Source organism: Micromonospora sp. LH3U1, assembly GCF_028475105.1.
GTDB lineage: Bacteria > Actinomycetota > Actinomycetes > Mycobacteriales > Micromonosporaceae > Micromonospora.
Window position 1 is genome coordinate 874,846 of the sequence record NZ_CP116936.1, and the last position, 15,919, is coordinate 890,764.

General features: G+C 71.3%; 14 protein-coding genes. 5 read left to right on the forward strand and 9 right to left on the reverse strand.

All coding sequences use genetic code 11. The features are described from left to right. Positions 1 to 82 precede the first annotated feature (82 nt). Positions 83 to 817, forward strand: a complete 735-nt coding sequence (locus tag PCA76_RS04145) for an SCO6745 family protein (RefSeq protein ID WP_272615404.1) — start codon at positions 83 to 85, stop codon at positions 815 to 817. 59 nt (positions 818 to 876) lie between these two features. Further along, a complete protein-coding gene (locus PCA76_RS04150) occupies positions 877 to 1,836 on the forward strand; it encodes a GNAT family N-acetyltransferase (RefSeq protein WP_272615405.1) in 960 nt (319 codons plus the stop codon). A gap of 75 nt (positions 1,837 to 1,911) precedes the next feature. Here the strand turns inward: PCA76_RS04150 and PCA76_RS04155 are convergent, their stop codons facing one another. Further along, the gene (locus tag PCA76_RS04155) at positions 1,912 to 2,367 is read right to left on the reverse strand and encodes a gamma-glutamylcyclotransferase (RefSeq protein WP_272615406.1); all 456 of its coding nucleotides are present in this window, start codon (positions 2,365 to 2,367) and stop codon (positions 1,912 to 1,914) included. Between the two features lie 106 nt (positions 2,368 to 2,473). On the opposite strand from PCA76_RS04155, the gene PCA76_RS04160 reads away from it, so the two are divergent. Then, positions 2,474 to 3,877 (forward strand): NAD(P)H-quinone dehydrogenase, encoded by a 1,404-nt coding sequence (locus tag PCA76_RS04160; RefSeq protein ID WP_272615408.1) that lies wholly within the window; start codon positions 2,474 to 2,476, stop codon positions 3,875 to 3,877. On the opposite strand, the gene PCA76_RS04165 is transcribed toward PCA76_RS04160, so the two are convergent. Further along, complete coding sequence (locus PCA76_RS04165; RefSeq protein WP_272615409.1) at positions 3,855 to 4,475, reverse strand: DUF998 domain-containing protein; 621 nt, start codon at positions 4,473 to 4,475, stop codon at positions 3,855 to 3,857. The two genes, PCA76_RS04160 and PCA76_RS04165, sit on opposite strands and share 23 nt — an antisense overlap. A 169-nt stretch (positions 4,476 to 4,644) precedes the next feature. After that, the gene (locus PCA76_RS04170) at positions 4,645 to 5,271 is read right to left on the reverse strand and encodes a DedA family protein (protein ID WP_272615410.1); all 627 of its coding nucleotides are present in this window, start codon (positions 5,269 to 5,271) and stop codon (positions 4,645 to 4,647) included. A gap of 515 nt (positions 5,272 to 5,786) precedes the next feature. Between PCA76_RS04170 and thrS the strand changes: the two genes are divergently transcribed. After that, positions 5,787 to 7,007, forward strand: a complete 1,221-nt coding sequence (gene thrS / locus PCA76_RS04175; RefSeq protein WP_272615411.1) for a threonine--tRNA ligase — start codon at positions 5,787 to 5,789, stop codon at positions 7,005 to 7,007. Positions 7,008 to 7,069: 62 nt separating this feature from the next. On the opposite strand, the gene PCA76_RS04180 is transcribed toward thrS, so the two are convergent. The 4 genes from PCA76_RS04180 to PCA76_RS04195 all read right to left on the reverse strand — a co-directional run bounded on the left by PCA76_RS04180 (position 7,070) and on the right by PCA76_RS04195 (position 11,829). After that, positions 7,070 to 9,016 (reverse strand): ABC transporter ATP-binding protein, encoded by a 1,947-nt coding sequence (locus PCA76_RS04180; RefSeq protein ID WP_442930237.1) that lies wholly within the window; start codon positions 9,014 to 9,016, stop codon positions 7,070 to 7,072. 131 nt (positions 9,017 to 9,147) lie between these two features. Next, complete coding sequence (locus PCA76_RS04185; protein WP_272615412.1) at positions 9,148 to 10,881, reverse strand: ABC transporter ATP-binding protein; 1,734 nt, start codon at positions 10,879 to 10,881, stop codon at positions 9,148 to 9,150. Then, positions 10,875 to 11,357 (reverse strand): MarR family winged helix-turn-helix transcriptional regulator, encoded by a 483-nt coding sequence (locus PCA76_RS04190; RefSeq protein ID WP_272615414.1) that lies wholly within the window; start codon positions 11,355 to 11,357, stop codon positions 10,875 to 10,877. Before PCA76_RS04190 ends, PCA76_RS04185 begins: the two co-directional genes overlap by 7 nt. A gap of 25 nt (positions 11,358 to 11,382) precedes the next feature. Continuing rightward, a complete protein-coding gene (locus tag PCA76_RS04195; protein WP_272615416.1) occupies positions 11,383 to 11,829 on the reverse strand; it encodes a DoxX family protein in 447 nt (148 codons plus the stop codon). Positions 11,830 to 11,911: 82 nt separating this feature from the next. Here PCA76_RS04195 and PCA76_RS04200 point away from each other — a divergent pair, with 82 nt between their 5' ends. Next, positions 11,912 to 12,472: a TetR/AcrR family transcriptional regulator gene (locus tag PCA76_RS04200; RefSeq protein ID WP_272615417.1), complete on the forward strand. Its 561-nt coding sequence runs from the start codon at positions 11,912 to 11,914 to the stop codon at positions 12,470 to 12,472. A gap of 35 nt (positions 12,473 to 12,507) precedes the next feature. On the opposite strand, the gene PCA76_RS04205 is transcribed toward PCA76_RS04200, so the two are convergent. After that, the gene (locus tag PCA76_RS04205; RefSeq protein ID WP_272615418.1) at positions 12,508 to 13,947 is read right to left on the reverse strand and encodes a GuaB1 family IMP dehydrogenase-related protein; all 1,440 of its coding nucleotides are present in this window, start codon (positions 13,945 to 13,947) and stop codon (positions 12,508 to 12,510) included. A 137-nt stretch (positions 13,948 to 14,084) separates the two neighbouring features. Beyond that, entirely contained in the window at positions 14,085 to 15,836 is a 1,752-nt protein-coding gene (locus tag PCA76_RS04210; protein ID WP_272615420.1) for an acetyl/propionyl/methylcrotonyl-CoA carboxylase subunit alpha, read from the reverse strand. Positions 15,837 to 15,919 lie beyond the last annotated feature (83 nt).

Below are 15,919 nucleotides of genomic sequence, written 5' to 3' on the forward strand. Positions count from 1 at the left end.
GTGCGGACCGTCCACGGCGGGTGACCCCGGATCGGGGCGTCGCCGTGGTCGACGGGTCGAGGCACCCGAGGATGGTGCCGCAATGACGCCGGAGCAGGTCGCCGCCGCCAGCAAGCCCGTCGTGCTCGACCTGGGCGACGCGTTCAGCCGGGACCCGACCACGTTGCGCCGGGCTCGGCTGTTCGGCATCTCCGGCTGGGCCTTCTACATCAGTGGCCGGGCCGGCGCGCTCGGCGGTGTGCGGGCGGAGACGGCCGCCGCCGCCCTCGGCTTCATCGCCCCGGACGCGGTCGCTGACGGTTGGGACGCCGCAAACCGCGTCGTTCCGCCGTTCGAGGTGGCCGCCGCGAGCCTCGCCGAGTGCTGCCGGTGGGGATCGCAGCAGCTGGGTGCCCTGCCCACCACCGAGCGCCTGGCCGCACTCGTCGAGCGGGCGGTGGTGGCGGCGGACGCCAGCGGGATGCCGCTCTTCGCCGCGTGGCGGGCCATGCCGCTCCCGGATCTGTCCCCGGGGGCCCGGAGCGCCGCCGGGCTGCGGCTGCTCCGGGAACACTTCACCGGCGCCTACCTGCTGGCGGTGCGCGCCGCCGGGATGACCCCGCTGGAGGCCGTGTTGTCCGGGCCGGAGGGAGAGGCCGGGGCGGTGGCCTGCGGATGGCCGCCGCCGTACCCACCAATCGGGCCGCTGGTGCGTCGGCGACTCTGGGCGGAGACGGTGACCAACCGTCTGGCCGCGCCGGCGTTCACGGCCCTCGGCCCCGCTGACGGCGCCGAGTTGGTGGAGTTGCTGCACCGCACCCGGGCCGACCTCACCTGAGCGTCCCGCCGACGAAAATGGGCGGCGCCCGAGGGCGTCGGCTGCCAGGATCTTCTGCCGTGACTCTTCCCGCTGATTGGACAACGCGTAGGCCCACACTCGACGACGTGCCGGCGATCCTCGCGGTGGTGCACGCCGCCGACACCTTCGCCATCGGTCATCCCGACTTCGACGCCGAGGACGTCGCCGCGTCGCTGACCGCGCCCTACGTCGACCCGACCCGCGACTCCTGGCTGGCGGTCGACGCGGATGGCACCGTGGTCGGCTGGGCGACGGTGGACAACCCGACCGGGGTGGGTCGGGAGTTCGTGGAGGTCTACGTCGACCCGGTACGCGCTGCCGCCGTGCGGGCGCCGCTGCTGGCCCGGCAACTGGACCGGGTCGCCGAGCGCGCCGCCGAGCGGGGGCTGCCGGCGCTCACCGTCCGTTGCGCGGTCTTCGCCCCGGAACGCGACTGGGAACGGAGCCTGCGCGAGGTCGGGTTCACCCTGGCCAAGAGGTACGTCCGGATGAGCGGGCCGCTGACCGACCTGCCCGAGCAGCCCGCCGGGCCGGCCGGCGTGACGGTGCGGCCGGTACGCCCCGACGACGAGGCCGACCTGCGGGAGTTCCATCGGATCCACGAGGCCGCCTTCGCTGACACCCCGGACCACGAGCCGCTGTCGTACGAGCGGTGGCGGGCCCGGATCGGCGACCTGACCGCCTGGGACGAGTGGTTCGTCGCCGAGGTGGACGGGGTGCCAGCGGGCGCGTTGCAGTCCTCGGATCAGGCGCTCGACCAGCAGCAGGGCTGGGTGAAGAGTTTGTCGGTGCTGTCCGCGTACCGTCGCAGAGGTGTGGGTGCGGCGCTGCTGCGCCGCGCCTTCGCCCGCTACGCCGAGAAGGGGCGGCAGGCGGCCGGCCTGGGAGTCGACCTCACCAACCCGACCGCCCCGCTGTCGCTCTATGAATCTGTGGGCCTGCGAGAAACCCTGTGGACCGACATGTACGAGCTCTCCGTCCCGGCCGCCGGTGTGTGATTGACGACCCCGGTCCAGCCCGACCGGCGATCAGGTCGACGGCGGTAGCAGACTGGAGACGTGCGATACGCGCTGCTACGCCGACGCGGTGCCGGTGGGGCGGGACCGCAGCTCGGTGACGTAGTCGTCCGGGGCGCCCGCCTTCTCGGCGGCGTTCGCGATCTCCGAGAGATACCACGAGGTCGGCAGACCACCCTCGTACCCGTTGAAGACGTAGATCCAGGCGGTCACGTCGCCGTCGAGGGTGGAGACCCGGACGTGCAGCTTGCGGTACGTCCCGGCGGTCACGCCCTCCAGCTCGTCGAGCTGGTCCGCGTCGTACGGGTGGATGTCGTAGAGCGCCACGAAGACCCGGTCACCGGGAGACTCGACCAGGGTGCTCACCGCGCCCTCCCAGCCGATCACGTCCGCGCCGGCGAAGGTCAGCCGCCAGCCCTCCAGCCAGCCGGTGCCCACCATCGGCGAATGCGGACAGTAGGCGCGCATCCGGGCGGGGTCGAGATTTGAGCCGTAGGCGGCGTGATGACGCACGGCGATGACGATAGCCCGACCAACGGGTGGGGGAGAATACGACAGTGCGTGTCGAATGCGCTCAGGAGAAGAAAGTCACTGTGAGCATGAATGAAGGGCGAATGCTGTGAGCCGGATCGTGATCATCGGTGGAGGGCCGGCCGGGTACGAGGCGGCCCTGGTCGCCGCCCAGCTGGACGCCGATGTCACCGTGGTGGAGGCCGACGGGGCGGGCGGGGCCTGCGTGCTCTCCGACTGCGTACCGTCGAAGACCTTCATCGCCAGCTCGCAGGTGGTCACCGGCTACCGCGACACCGAGGAGTTCGGGGTGCACTCGGACGGCCTGGAGGCGGTCACCGTCGACGCCCGGGCGGTGCACGATCGGGTCAAGCGGCTGGCGTTGGCGCAGTCCGCCGACATCCACGCCAAGCTGCTCAAGGCGGGGGTCACCTTCGTGGCCGGCACCGCCCGGCTCGGCGAGGACGCTCTCGGGCACACCCACCGGGTCGTCGTCACCCCCGCCGACGGCGGCGAGGAATACTCGATCGCCGCGTCCAGCGTGCTGGTGGCCACCGGCTCGACGCCCCGGCAGTTGCCGACCGCTGTGCCGGACGGTAAGCGCATCCTGACCTGGCGCCAGGTGTACGACCTGCCCGAGCTGCCCGAGCACCTGATCGTGGTGGGCTCCGGTGTGACCGGCGCGGAGTTCGCCAGCGCGTACCTGGCGATGGGTGTGAAGGTCACCCTGGTCTCCAGTCGGGACCGGGTGATGCCGCACGAGGACGCCGACGCGGCGTCCGCCATCGAGCGGGTGTTCCGCAACCGGGGCATGGAAATCCTCAACAACTCCCGGGCCGACACGGTTCTGCGTACCGCCGACGGCGTCGAGGTGGAGCTCTCCGACGGCCGCAAGGTCACCGGCTCGCACGCGCTGATCGCGGTCGGGTCGATCCCGAACACGGCCAACCTGGGCCTTACCGAGTACGGCGTGGCGCTGGGCCGGGGCGGCTACGTGACCGTCGACCGGGTCTCCCGGACCAACGTGCCCGGCATCTACGCCGCCGGTGACTGCACCGGGGTGCTGCTGCTGGCCAGCGTCGCCGCCATGCAGGGTCGGATCGCCATGTGGCACGCGCTCGGTGAGGCGGTCCGCCCGCTGCGGCTGCGTACGGTCGCGGCGAACGTCTTCACCGACCCGGAGCTGGCCACCGTGGGTGTCTCCCAGGACGAGGTGGACGCGGGCAAGGTGCCGGCCCGGCAGGTGATGCTGCCGCTGTCCGGCAACGCCCGGGCGAAGATGGACGACCTTTCCGACGGGTTCGTGAAGCTGTTCTGCCGGCCCGCCAGCGGTCAGGTGATCGGTGGTGTGGTGGTCGCCCCGAAGGCCAGCGAGCTGATCCTGCCCATCACCATGGCAGTGGAGAACAACCTCACCGTCAACGAGCTGGCCCAGACCATCACGATCTACCCGAGCCTCTCCGGCTCGATCACCGAGGCCGCTCGCCAGCTCATGCTCCACGAGCTGGAGTGACCCCCCGGGTTTGGGTGATCGCGACGGCGGCGAGGACGGCTACCTCGGTGAGGATGAGGAGCCGTTCGGCCAGGCCGATCAGCAGACGGTCGCCGGGGTAGGCGGACCAGATCATCGCCGCCGCCAGGGCCAGGCTGAGCAGGACGAGGGTGCGGAGCGTCCGGGCGGCGGGGGCCAGGTCGGGTCGGCGGGCGAGCAACCAACCGCCGACCGGGAGCGCCAGGAAGGCAACCACCGAGGCGTACCGGTGCAGGTAGGCCGCGGTGGTCATGGCGGTGCCCGGCTCGTTCGTCGGGACCACCGCTGCCAGCAGCAGCCCGGCCACCCATGCGCCGAGCAGCAGCTCGACCGTACGACCGGAGTTGGGGCGGGGTGGGTCGGTGCGGCGTAGCCCGTACAGCAGTGCCACGGTGGCGAGCGCGAGCACAATCATGGCGATGTCGATGACACCGCCCCGGTCGGAGACGGCGAAGTCGCTGATGGTCAACGCCCATGGGTCGAGGTCGTCGTTGACCTCGAGGTGACCGATCACGGTGAGCAGCGCCGCCAGGGCGATCCCACCGAGGGCCAACAGACCGGTGTTCCGGGTTCCAGGCATGCCTCAGCCTGTCGCCGAGAACACCCCAGCCGAATCCGGGACGCCCACCGAGTTAACCCCCCGGAACAACCCCTAAGCCCCGCGATCTTGCACTTTCGGACGCCATTACGCGTGTTTTACACCAATCGCGGCGACAGGAAGTGCAAGATCGCGCGAACGGGCGTCGCGTTCAGTCCACGGGGACATCGACGGGGACACCGGCGGCGGTGCGGGCGTGGCGTGCGCTGACCAGGGTCATGGCCCAACCTGCCGCGGCGAAGCCGGCCGCCGCGACAGTAGCGATGATGGCCAGCCGCCACGCCGACTCGGTGAGCGCGTTGCCGCCCAGGTGACCCACCAGCCCGCCGTAGGTGGCCCAGCCCAGAGCGGCGACGGCCTCATAGAGCACGAACAGCCGGTACGGGTAACGGCTGCGGCCGGCCGAGAAGCAGGCCGCCATTCGACCGCCGGGCACGAACCGGCAGAGCAGGATGACCACCGGCCCGGGTTGTCGCAGCCCCTGCGTGACTCGGCTGGCCATCCGGCGGGCCCGGCTCAGCTCGGCGTGCCGTGGTTGCCGCCGGTCCGGTGCACTCCGCCCGAGCAGGTAGCAGGCGAGGTCGCCGGCGAACACGCCGAGCGCGCCGACGGCGATGGTGATCGGCAGGCTGAGCCCGCCGTAGACGGTGAGCGCGCCACTGGTGATCATGACAATCTGGGTCGGGATCACCGGGACGAAGGCGTCCGCGATCAGCAGGCCGAGCAGCACCAGGTACGCCCACGTCGGCGACGCGACGTCAGTCAGTAGTTCGGGCACGCCTGCCACCTCGCCGAATGCGGCCGATTGAGTGTCTTGAGCCTGACGGCGTGTCCGGCGTCACCGTGGACAGCCCCGGCCCGTCGTGACCGTCGACACGACCGGGGCCACCCAGGTACAACGAGGCGAAGCACTCTCGGGTGACGGGTTTGGCGGCTGTCCGGCCCGTTCCGCACGGTCGGCGGATCGGCGTTCGTCGGCGTACCGTTGTCGGCGCGGCCACGCCCGTCGGGTCCCCCGTTCCTGACGATTCGGCCGCCTGGGCCGCCGGCGGGTCCCGCGCCGGCGGCCCGCCCCTTCCTCCGCCGCCGCAAATCCGGGTGCATCCCCGATCGTCCGGCGGGTACGGTCGCCGTATGCGCAGTGCGGTAGTAGCAACCACGACGCCGGGTATCCCCGGCGCGCCGCTCTGACGTAACCACCGTCGACCAGGCCCCGGGGCGATCCGCCCCGAGGGCCGCGCGCCGTTCGGAGCCCTGGTCGCCTCCGGGTCGTACCCGATCCAGGAGCCCGACATGATCGACCACCGTAGGCTCGGCCGCGAGCTGGACCTCTTCGCCTCCGATCCGCTGGCCGGCGCTGGCCTGCCGATCTGGCTGCCGGCCGGCGCCGCCGCCCGACACGCCGTCGAGGAGTACGTCCGAGAGCTGGAGCGTCGCTCCGGCCACCAGCACGTCTACTCGCCGCCGCTGGGCAAACGTGAGCTGTTCGAACTCTCCGGGCACCTCGGCTACTTCGCCGACGACATGTTCCCGCCGATGCGATTGAGCGCCGACGACGAGTTCGTGCTCCGGCCGGCGCTCTGCCCCCACCACGCGCTGGTCTTCCGGGCCCGGGGCCGCTCCTACCGGGAACTGCCGCTGCGGATCGCGGAACTGGGCGGAATGTACCGCTCGGAGCGCTCCGGGGTGCTCGGTGGGCTGTCCCGGGTACGCGCCATCTCGCTCAACGACGCGCACACCTTCTGCGCCCCCGAGCAGGTCGGCGAGGAGGTCGCCGAGATCCTCGGGCTGATCCGCGAAGCGCACGCCGCGCTCGGCGTCCGCCCGGCCGGATTCCGGTTGTCCCTGCGCGGCCCCGGCGGAAAGTACGTCGGCGACGACGCACAGTGGACCCGCGCCGAGGAGTTGCTCCGGGGCGCGCTGGCCGGGGTGGCGTACGTCGAGGCACCCGGGGAGGCCGCGTTCTACGGTCCGAAGATCGACATCCAGATCGTCGACGCGGCCGGCCGGGAGTCGACCATCTCCACCATCCAGTTGGACTTCGACAAGCCGGACCGGTTCGACCTGTCGTACACCGACTCGGACGGCAGCCGGCGTCGACCGGTCATGGTGCACCGCAGCCTGGTCGGCAGCATGGAGCGGCTGTTCGCGTACCTGATCGAGGTGCACCAGGGCGCCTTCCCGGCCTGGTACGCGCCGGTCCAGCTGGTGCTGCTGCCGGTCGACGACGGGCAGGCCAACGCGGCGGCCGACCTGGCCCGGCGGGCCGTCGACGCTGGCCTGCGGGTCGAGGTCGACGTCGCCGGTTCGCTGGGCGCCCGGATCCGGGACGCGGCACGCCGCCGCGTCCCGTACCTCGGGGTGCTGGGCGCCCGCGAGGTGGCCGACGGCCGCCTCGCGCTGCGCCTGCGCGGCGGCCACGCCGCGGCCCCGATGCCCGCTGAAGCCGCGCTCGCCCTGATCACCCAGCAGGTCGCCACCCGCGCGGCCGACCTGCTCCCGTCCGCGCCCTGACCCACCCGTCGCCGATCTAGGGCGAATCGTCGCCAGTTGATCTCCGCTCACGACGATTCGCCCTAGATCGACGCGGGCTGGGGGTGGGGTGGGGGAGGGGGTGGGGTGGGGTGGGCGTCGGGTTCGGTGTTGGTGAACTGGGAGCGGTGGAGGCGGTGGTAGGGGCCTTGGGCGGCTAGCAACTGCTCGTGGGTGCCCTGCTCGACGATCCGGCCGTTCTCCATCATCAGGATCAGGTCGGCGTCGCGGATGGTGGAGAGCCGGTGCGCGATGACGAAGCTGGTCCGGTCGGAACGCAGCGCGGCCATGGCCCGTTGGAGCAGCACCTCGGTGCGGGTGTCCACCGAGCTGGTCGCCTCGTCCAGGATCAGCAGCGATGGCTCGGCGAGGAACGCCCGGGCGATCGTGATGAGCTGCTTCTCGCCGGCGCTGACGTTGCTGCCCTCCTCGTCGATGACCGTGTCGTAGCCGTCCGGCAGGCTGTGGACGAACCGGTCCACGAAGGTGGCCCGAGCCGCAGCCAGGATTTCCTCCTCGGTGGCGTCCGGCCGCCCGTAGGCGATGTTGTCCCGGATGGTGCCGCCGAAGAGCCAGGTGTCCTGGAGCACCATGCCGATTCGGCCGCGCAGCTCGTCGCGCCGCATGGTCGTGATGTCCAGACCGTCGAGGGTGATCCGGCCGGCGTCCAGCTCGTAGAACCGCATGACCAGGTTGACCAGCGTGGTCTTGCCGGCGCCGGTCGGGCCGACGATGGCCACCGTGTGCCCTGGCTCGGCGACCAGCGACAGGTCGTCGATCAGGGGCTTGTCCGGCTCGTAGCGGAACGAGACGTGCTCGAACTCGACCCGTCCGTGCGGGTCGGCGACCCGGGCCGGAGCGACCGGGTCGGGGCTCTGCTCCTCGGCGTCGAGCACCGCGAAGACCCGCTCGGCCGAGGCGACCCCGGACTGGAGCAGGTTGGCCATCGAGGCGAGTTGGGTGAGCGGCTGGGTGAACTGCCGGGAGTACTGGATGAACGCCTGCACGTCGCCGAGGCTCATCGTCCCGGACGCGACCCGCAGCCCACCGACCACGGCGATCGCCACGTAGCTCAGGTTTCCGATGAACATCATCGACGGCATGATGATCCCGGAGATGAACTGCGCCCCGAAGCTGGCCCGGAACAGCTCCTCGTTCTTGGCGCTGAACGCGGCCTCCACCTCACGCTGCCGGCCGAAGACCTTCACCAGCTCATGACCGGTGTACGCCTCCTCGATCTGGCCGTTCAACTCACCGGTGTGCTTCCACTGTGCGACGAACTGCTTCTGCGAGCGCTTGGCAATGCGCTGGGTGACCAGCACCGACAGGGGCACCGCGACAAGCGCCACCAGGGCAAGCAGCGGCGAGATCCAGAACATCACACCCAGCACGCCGACCACCGTCAGCAGCGACGTGAGCAGCTGACTGAGGGTCTGCTGGAGGCTGGTCGAGATGTTGTCGATGTCGTTGGTGACCCGGCTGAGCAGCTCACCGCGGGGCTGCCGGTCGAAGTACGGCAGTGGCAGCCGGTTGAGCTTCTCCTCCACCTCGGCGCGCAGCCGCAGCACGGTGCGCTGGACCACCCCGTTGAGCAGCCAGCCCTGCCACCACGACAACACGCTCGCCGCCAGGTAGAGCCCGAGCGCCAGCAGCAGCACCCGACTCAGGGCGCTGAAGTCGATGCCCACCCCGGGCACCACGTCCATCCGGGCCAGCATGTCGGCGAAGCTGTTGTTGCCGCTGGCGCGGGCCGCCGCGACGGACTGCTCGACGGTGGTGCCGGCGGGCAGTTGCCGGCCGATCACCCCAGTGAAGATCAGGTCGGTGGCGTGGCCGAGGATCTTCGGCCCGGCCACGCTGAAACTGACGCTCACCACGGCCAACGTGATGATCGCGGCCAGGTGCAGTCGGTGCGAGCGCAGCCGGCCGAGCAACCGCCGGGCCGACGGCCCGAAGTTCATCGACCGCTCGGCGGGCATGCCGGCGCTCATCCACGGCGGGCCGCCGCCAGGGCGCCCCGGAGGCAGCCGTTTCGGCGTCGCCGCGTCGCCGCCGGGCTGCTGCGCGTCGCCAGCCGGCTTCTGACTGGGTACGGCCGCGGTGCGCGGCTCGTCGCGCTCGCTCATGCCGCCACCTCCGCCGTCTGCTGGGAAGCCACGATCTCGGCGTACGTCGGGCAGTTTTCCAACAACTCCGCGTGCCGTCCCACTCCGACGACCCCTCCGTCCTCGAGAACGATGATCTGGTCGGCGTCGATGATCGTGGAGACCCGCTGGGCCACGATCACCATCGCGGACTGCGCGGTGACCGGCTGCAGAGCCGCTCTCAGTCGGGCATCGGTGCCCAGGTCGAGCGCGGAGAACGAGTCGTCGAAGAGGTAGATCTCCGGTTGCCGGACCAGGGCCCGGGCGATGGCCAGGCGTTGCCGTTGCCCACCGGAGACGGTGGTGCCGCCCTGCGCGATCGGTGCGTCCAGCCCGCCGGGCATCTGGGCCACGAAGTCCCGGGCCTGGGCGATCTCCAGCGCCGCCCACAGCTCCTCGTCGGTGGCGTCGGGATTGCCGTAGCGCAGGTTGCTGGCGACCGTTCCGGTGAACAGGTACGGCCGCTGCGGCACCAGGCCGATCCGCCGCCACAACTCGTCCGGTGCCAGCTCCCGCACGTCCACCCCGTCGACCAGCACCGCGCCGGCGGTGACGTCGACCAGGCGGGGAATCAGCGACAGCAGGGTCGTCTTACCGGCGCCGGTGCTGCCGATGATCGCCGTGGTGGTGCCCGGGGTGGCCCGGAAGGAGATGTCCCGCAGCACCGGCTCGACCGCGCCCGGGTACTGGAAGCGCACTCCCCGCAGCTCCAACTCGGCCCGGGTGGACAGCTCGGTCACCGGCTCGGCGGCGGGGACCACTGAGGAGTCGGTGTCCAGCACCTCGACGATCCGCTCGGCGCAGACCGCGGCCCGGGGCACCATCATCAGCATGAAGGTGGCCATCATCACCGCCATCAGGATCTGCATCAGGTACTGCAGGAAGGCGGTGAGCGCGCCAACCTGGATCGCGCCGGCGTCGACCCGCTGAGCGCCGAACCAGAGCACCGCCACGCTGGAGACGTTCAGCACCAGCATGACCACCGGGAAGATCAGTGCCATGAGCCGGCCGGTACGCAGCGCGGTGGCGGTCAGGTCGGCGTTGGCGACGGCGAAGCGATCCGTCTCGTACGGCTCGCGGACGAAGGCGCGGACCACTCGGATGCCGGTGATCTGCTCGCGCAGCACCCGGTTGACCGTGTCGATCCGGGTCTGCATCAGCCGGAACCCGGGCACCATCCGACGGATGATCGCGCCGAGCGTGACGGCCAGCACCGGCACGCTGACCAGCATCAGCCAGGAGAGCCCGACATCCTCGCGGAGCGCCATCACCACGCCGCCCACGCTCATGATCGGTGCGGCGACGAGCATGGTGCAGCTCATCAGGACGAGCATCTGCACCTGTTGGACGTCATTGGTGTTGCGGGTGATCAGCGACGGCGCCCCGAACCGGGCCACCTCGCGGGCGGAGAAGCGGTTGACGTGGCCGAACAACCTGGCCCGAACGTCCCGGCCGAAGCCCATCGCGACCCGCGCGCCCAGGTAGACCGCAGCGATCGAACAGACGATCTGGATCAGGCTGACCAGCAGCATCCATCCGCCGGTGTGCACGATGTAGTCGGTGTCGCCCCGCGCCACGCCCTGGTCGATGATGTCGGCGTTGAGGCTGGGCAGGTAGAGCGAGGCCATGGTGCCCACGAACTGGAGCAGCACCACCGCCAGCAGCGGTCGTCGGTAGGTGCGCAGTTGGTTGCGCAACAGTCGGATCAGCACGCCGGATCCTTCGGTTCGGTAGGGCGGCCGGTCATTCGCGGGTCGTCCCCGCTGGCGATGACCTCGAGCAGGAACTCCCGGATCACCTGGGCCTTCACCGGGTCGGCGTCGACCGAGGTGAGCGAACGCCCGGAGTGCATCAGAGCGCTGAGCGCGGCCACCCGTTCCCGCCCGGCGGGAGTGAGGGCGAGCCGCACGCTGCGCCGGTCGCTGTCGTCGCGCTGCCGCTCGACGAGCCCGTCGCGGGCCAGCGTGTCCACGATGCCGGTCAGGGTCGCCGGGCGGACGAAGCCTTTTTCGGCGACCTCCCGGTGGGGCAGCTCGCCGTGCCGGGCGAGCGTCATCAGGGTGACCATGCCGGCCTGGGTGAGGCCGTGCTCCTCGGCGAGGTAGCGATTCCACTGCTGCCCGACGAGGTGCCCGGCCACCACCAGCAGCCGGCCGAGCGGTACATCCCGGAGAGTGACGAGTTCCACGAGAGGCAGATTAGCTCCCTGATAGTCAGGGGCCAAACGAAATTGCCGCAGCAGTGGCCACGAACACGATCTGCAGGACGGTGCGCTGCCCGAGCGGGGTGACCGCACTCCCGGCGAGGGTCAGTCGCCGACGCGCGGCCGAGACGTTGGCCGGAAACATCGCGAGCATGAGCAGGCCGAGCCCGGCTGCGGACACCCTCGCGGTCGTCGGCACGAGCAGGCCGATCGCACCGACCAGCTCCAGCACGCCGGTGAGGGTGACCAGCAGGTCCGGCCGGGGCAGTCGGGGTGGGACCATCGCGATCAGGTCGGCCCGGCGCTGACCGGCGAAGTGCGCGACCGCGGTCAGTGTGAACATCACGGCCAGCCCGACCCGCAGTGCGGGGTGCCAGCCGTCGAGTGCGGACACGCCGGCCAGGCCGGCCAGGTGGGCCAGCGCGGTTCCGAGCAGTAGGGCGATCAGGGGTGCCATCGAAATCCTCCTCCATCAACTTGTCACTGGCAAGATTGCGCGTCGGGCTGGCATCTTGTCAATGACAAGTTAGGATTCGGGCATGACCGAGACGCGCTCCTACCACCACGGCGACCTGCGCCGCGCCCTCCTCGCCACCGCGCTGGAGGCGATCCAGGAGGTAGGGCCCGCCGCGCTGAGCCTGCGCGACCTGGCCCGTCGGGCTGGCGTCTCGCATGCCGCGCCCGCGCACCACTTCGGTGACAAGGCGGGTCTGCTCACCGCGTTGGCCGCTCAGGGCTTCGACCTGCTGGCACAGCGGCTGACGGAGACAGGCGACGACTTCCTGGCCGCCGGTGTCGCGTACGTCGACTTCGCCGTCACGCACCGCGCGTACTTCGAGGTGATGTTCCGGCCCGAGCTCTACCGGACCGACGACGCTGACCTGGTCGCGGCCCGGGAGCGCGCCGGCGCCGCGCTCCGCTCGGGGGTGGCGACCCTGCCCACCGGCGGCGCGCCCGTCGACGCCGAGCGGGACGCGCTCGCCGCCTGGTCGATCGCCCACGGCTTCGCCACCCTCTGGCTGGCGGGCGCACTGCCGGAGCGCGTGGGCGACAACCCCCGCGACGCAGCCCGCGAAGTCCTCGGGCGGCTAACCCCGTAACCACTCCTGCTCGATCGACCCGGCGGGGCGTGGGATCACCAGCTGGTGGGGAGGGGCATTCCTTCGGTGAAGCCGGCCGCGCTCTGCACGCCGACGATCGCCCGCTCGTGGAACTGCGTCAGGTCCCGTGCCCCGGCGTACGTGAAGGCGCTGCGCACCCCGGCGATGATCTCGTCGATCAGGTCCTCGACGCCAGGTCGGGCCGGGTCCAGGTGCATCCGCGCCGAGGAGATGCCCTCCTCGAACACCGCCTTGCGGGCCCGGTCGTACGGGCTGTCGTCGGCGGTGCGGGCGCTGACGGCCCGAGCCGAGGCCATCCCGAAGCTCTCCTTGTACCGCCGGCCGTCCGCATCGGTGTACAGGTCACCGGGGGACTCATAGGTGCCGGCGAACCAGGAGCCGATCATCACGTTCGACGCCCCGGCAGCGAGCGCGAGCGCCACGTCCCGTGGGTGCCGCACACCGCCGTCGGCCCACACGTGCCGGCCCAACTGGCGGGCCGCGGTCGCGCAGTCGAGTACGGCGGAGAACTGCGGGCGACCCACGCCGGTCATCATCCGGGTGGTGCACATCGCGCCCGGCCCGACGCCGACCTTGATGATGTCCGCGCCCGCCTCGACCAGGTCGCGTACCCCCTCGGCGGTGACCACGTTGCCGGCCGCCACCGGCACCCCCGGGTCCAGCTTGCGGACCGCCTGGAGCGCCGAGATCATGCGCGCCTGGTGGCCGTGCGCGGTGTCCACGACCAGCGTGTCCACCCCGGCCTCCAGCAGCGCCGCGGCCTTACCGGTCACGTCACCGTTGATCCCGACGGCCGCCGCGATCCGAAGCCGACCCCGGTCGTCCACGGCCGGCGTGTAGAGGGTGGCGCGCAGCGCGCCCTGGCGGGTCAGCACCCCGACCAGCCGACCGTCGGCGTCCACCACCGGAGCGAGCCGGCGACGCCCCGCGGAGAGCAGGTCGAAACCGGTACGCGGGTCCGCGTCCGCCGGAATGGTATGCAGCTCGGTGGACATCACGTGGCGCAGTTGAGCGAACCGGTCGACGTCCGTGGTGTCCGCCTCGGTGACCACGCCCATCGGCCGGCTGTCCTCGTCGACCACGATCACTGCGCCGTGCGAGCGCTTGGGCAGCAGGTGGATGGCGTCGCCCACGGTCTCGGTCGGGCCCAGGGTGATCGGCGTGTCGTAGACCAGGTGCCGCTGCTTGACCCAGGCGACGACGTTCGCCACCACCTCGATCGGGATGTCCTGCGGGATCACCGTGATCGCACCCCGGCGGGCCACCGTCTCGGCCATCCGTCGGCCGGCGACCGCAGTCATGTTCGACACCACCAGCGGGATGGTGGTGCCGGTGCCGTCGCCGGTGGACAGGTCGACGTCGAGCCGGGAACCCAGGTCGGAGCGGGCCGGCGCCATGAAGACGTCGGTATAGGTCAGGTCGTGCGCGGGGACCGCGCCGTGAAGGAACCGCACCCGGCCATCATTCCCGGCCCCGGCCGCCCGCGCCCGTCCCGGTGCCGCAAACCACCCTCCCCGCACTCCCGCCGACGGGACGAAGTGCTAGGAAGTGCCCGTTCCTGCGCACCGGGCGTTGATCAGGTGCCCGCCGCTCAGGCGATGGTGCAGATGGGGGCACCGGCGGTGATCACGGCGCCAACCTCGGCGCTGAGCCCGCTGACCGTGCCCGCCTTGTGGGCGTGCAGCGGCTGCTCCATCTTCATCGCCTCCAGCACCACCACCAGGTCGCCCTCGGCCACCGTGTCGCCGTCCGCCACCGCGATCTTGACGATCGTGCCCTGCATTGGTGAGGTGAGCGCGTCGCCGCTGACCGGGGCGCCGGCCTTGGCTCCACCGCCGCGCCGGGTCGCCTTGCGGGTGGCGGGTGCTGCGGTGGTCGTACTCCCGCCGAAGCCGGCGGGGAGGCTGACCTCGAGGCGCTTGCCGCCCACCTCGACCACGACGGTGTCGCGCTCGGCCGGCGCATCGGCGGCGCCGGCGGCGGCGACGAACGCCGGCACGGTGTTGTGGAACTCCGTCTCGATCCACCGGGTGTGCACGGTGAACGGTTCAGCGGTGAACGCCTCGTCCCGCACGACAAGTCGGTGGAACGGCAGCGCGGTGGCCATCCCGTCGATGACCATCTCGTCCAGCGCGCGGCGGGCGCGCTCCAGCGCCTCGGTCCGCGTCTCACCGGTGATGATCACCTTGGCCAGCAGCGAGTCGAAGTTGCCGCCGATCACGTCGCCGGCCGAGATGCCGGTGTCGACCCGCACACCCGGGCCCGTGGGCAGGCGCAGCGCGGTGACCGTGCCGGGGGCGGGCAGGAAGTTGCGGCCCGGGTCCTCGCCGTTGATCCGGAACTCGATCGAGTGCCCGCGCGGCGTCGGGTCCTCGGTGATCCGCAGCTTCTCGCCGTCGGCGATCCGGAACTGCTCGCGGACCAGGTCGATGCCGGCGGTCTCCTCGGTGACCGGGTGCTCGACCTGGAGTCGGGTGTTGACCTCCAGGAAGGAGATGGTGCCGTCCACGCCGACCAGATATTCCACCGTGCCGGCGCCGTGGTAGCCGGCCTCACGGCAGATCGCCTTGGCGCTGTCGTGGATCTGTGCCCGCTGGGCGTCGGTGAGGAACGGCGCGGGCGCCTCCTCCACGAGCTTCTGGTGCCGCCGCTGTAGCGAGCAGTCCCGGGTGCCCACCACGATCACGTTGCCGTGCTGGTCGGCGAGGACCTGCGCCTCGACGTGCCGGGGCTGGTCCAGGTAACGCTCGACGAAGCACTCGCCCCGCCCGAACGCAGCGACCGCCTCCCGGGTGGCCGACTCGAAGAGCTGGGGGATCTCCTCCATGGTCCGGGCGACCTTGAGGCCGCGCCCACCGCCACCGAAGGCGGCCTTGATGGCGACCGGCAGACCGTGGTCGACGGCGAACGCCATCACCTCATCCGGGTTGGCCACCGGGTCCGGGGTGCCGGGGACCAGCGGTGCGCCGGCGCGCTGGGCGATGTGCCGGGCGGTGACCTTGTCGCCCAGGTCGCGGATCGCCTGCGGGGTCGGGCCGATCCAGGTCAGCCCGGCGTCGATGACCGCCTGGGCGAAGTCGGCGTTCTCCGACAGGAAGCCGTAACCGGGGTGCACGGCGTCGGCACCGGCCCGGGCGGCGACGTCGAGCAGCTTGTCGATGCGCAGGTAGGTCTCGGTCGCGCTGTCCCCGCCGAGTGCGTACGCCTCATCGGCGAGGGTGGCGTGCAGGGCGTCGCGGTCGGAGTCCGCGTACACGGCGACGCTGGCCAGGCCGGCGTCGCGGCACGCACGGATCACCCGGACGGCGATCTCGCCGCGGTTGGCGATGAGTACCTTGCGCACCTTCGTGGCTCCTCCCGGGCAGGTTACTGACGGGGAGTGTATCGGCCACCCTGGTGACCCTAACGATCGCTCAGTGTGGGATG

Excerpts from the sequence above, each read along its gene's own strand:
- PCA76_RS04145 (WP_272615404.1), top strand. The coding sequence starts at position 83 with ATGACGCCGGAGCAGGTCGCCGCCGCCAGCAAGCCCGTCGTGCTCGAC.
- PCA76_RS04165 (WP_272615409.1), bottom strand. The coding sequence starts at position 4,475 with ATGCCTGGAACCCGGAACACCGGTCTGTTGGCCCTCGGTGGGATCGCC.
- thrS (WP_272615411.1), top strand. The coding sequence starts at position 5,787 with ATGATCGACCACCGTAGGCTCGGCCGCGAGCTGGACCTCTTCGCCTCC.
- PCA76_RS04180 (WP_442930237.1), bottom strand. The coding sequence starts at position 9,016 with ATGAGCGCCGGCATGCCCGCCGAGCGGTCGATGAACTTCGGGCCGTCG.
- PCA76_RS04195 (WP_272615416.1), bottom strand. The coding sequence starts at position 11,829 with ATGGCACCCCTGATCGCCCTACTGCTCGGAACCGCGCTGGCCCACCTG.
- PCA76_RS04200 (WP_272615417.1), top strand. The coding sequence starts at position 11,912 with ATGACCGAGACGCGCTCCTACCACCACGGCGACCTGCGCCGCGCCCTC.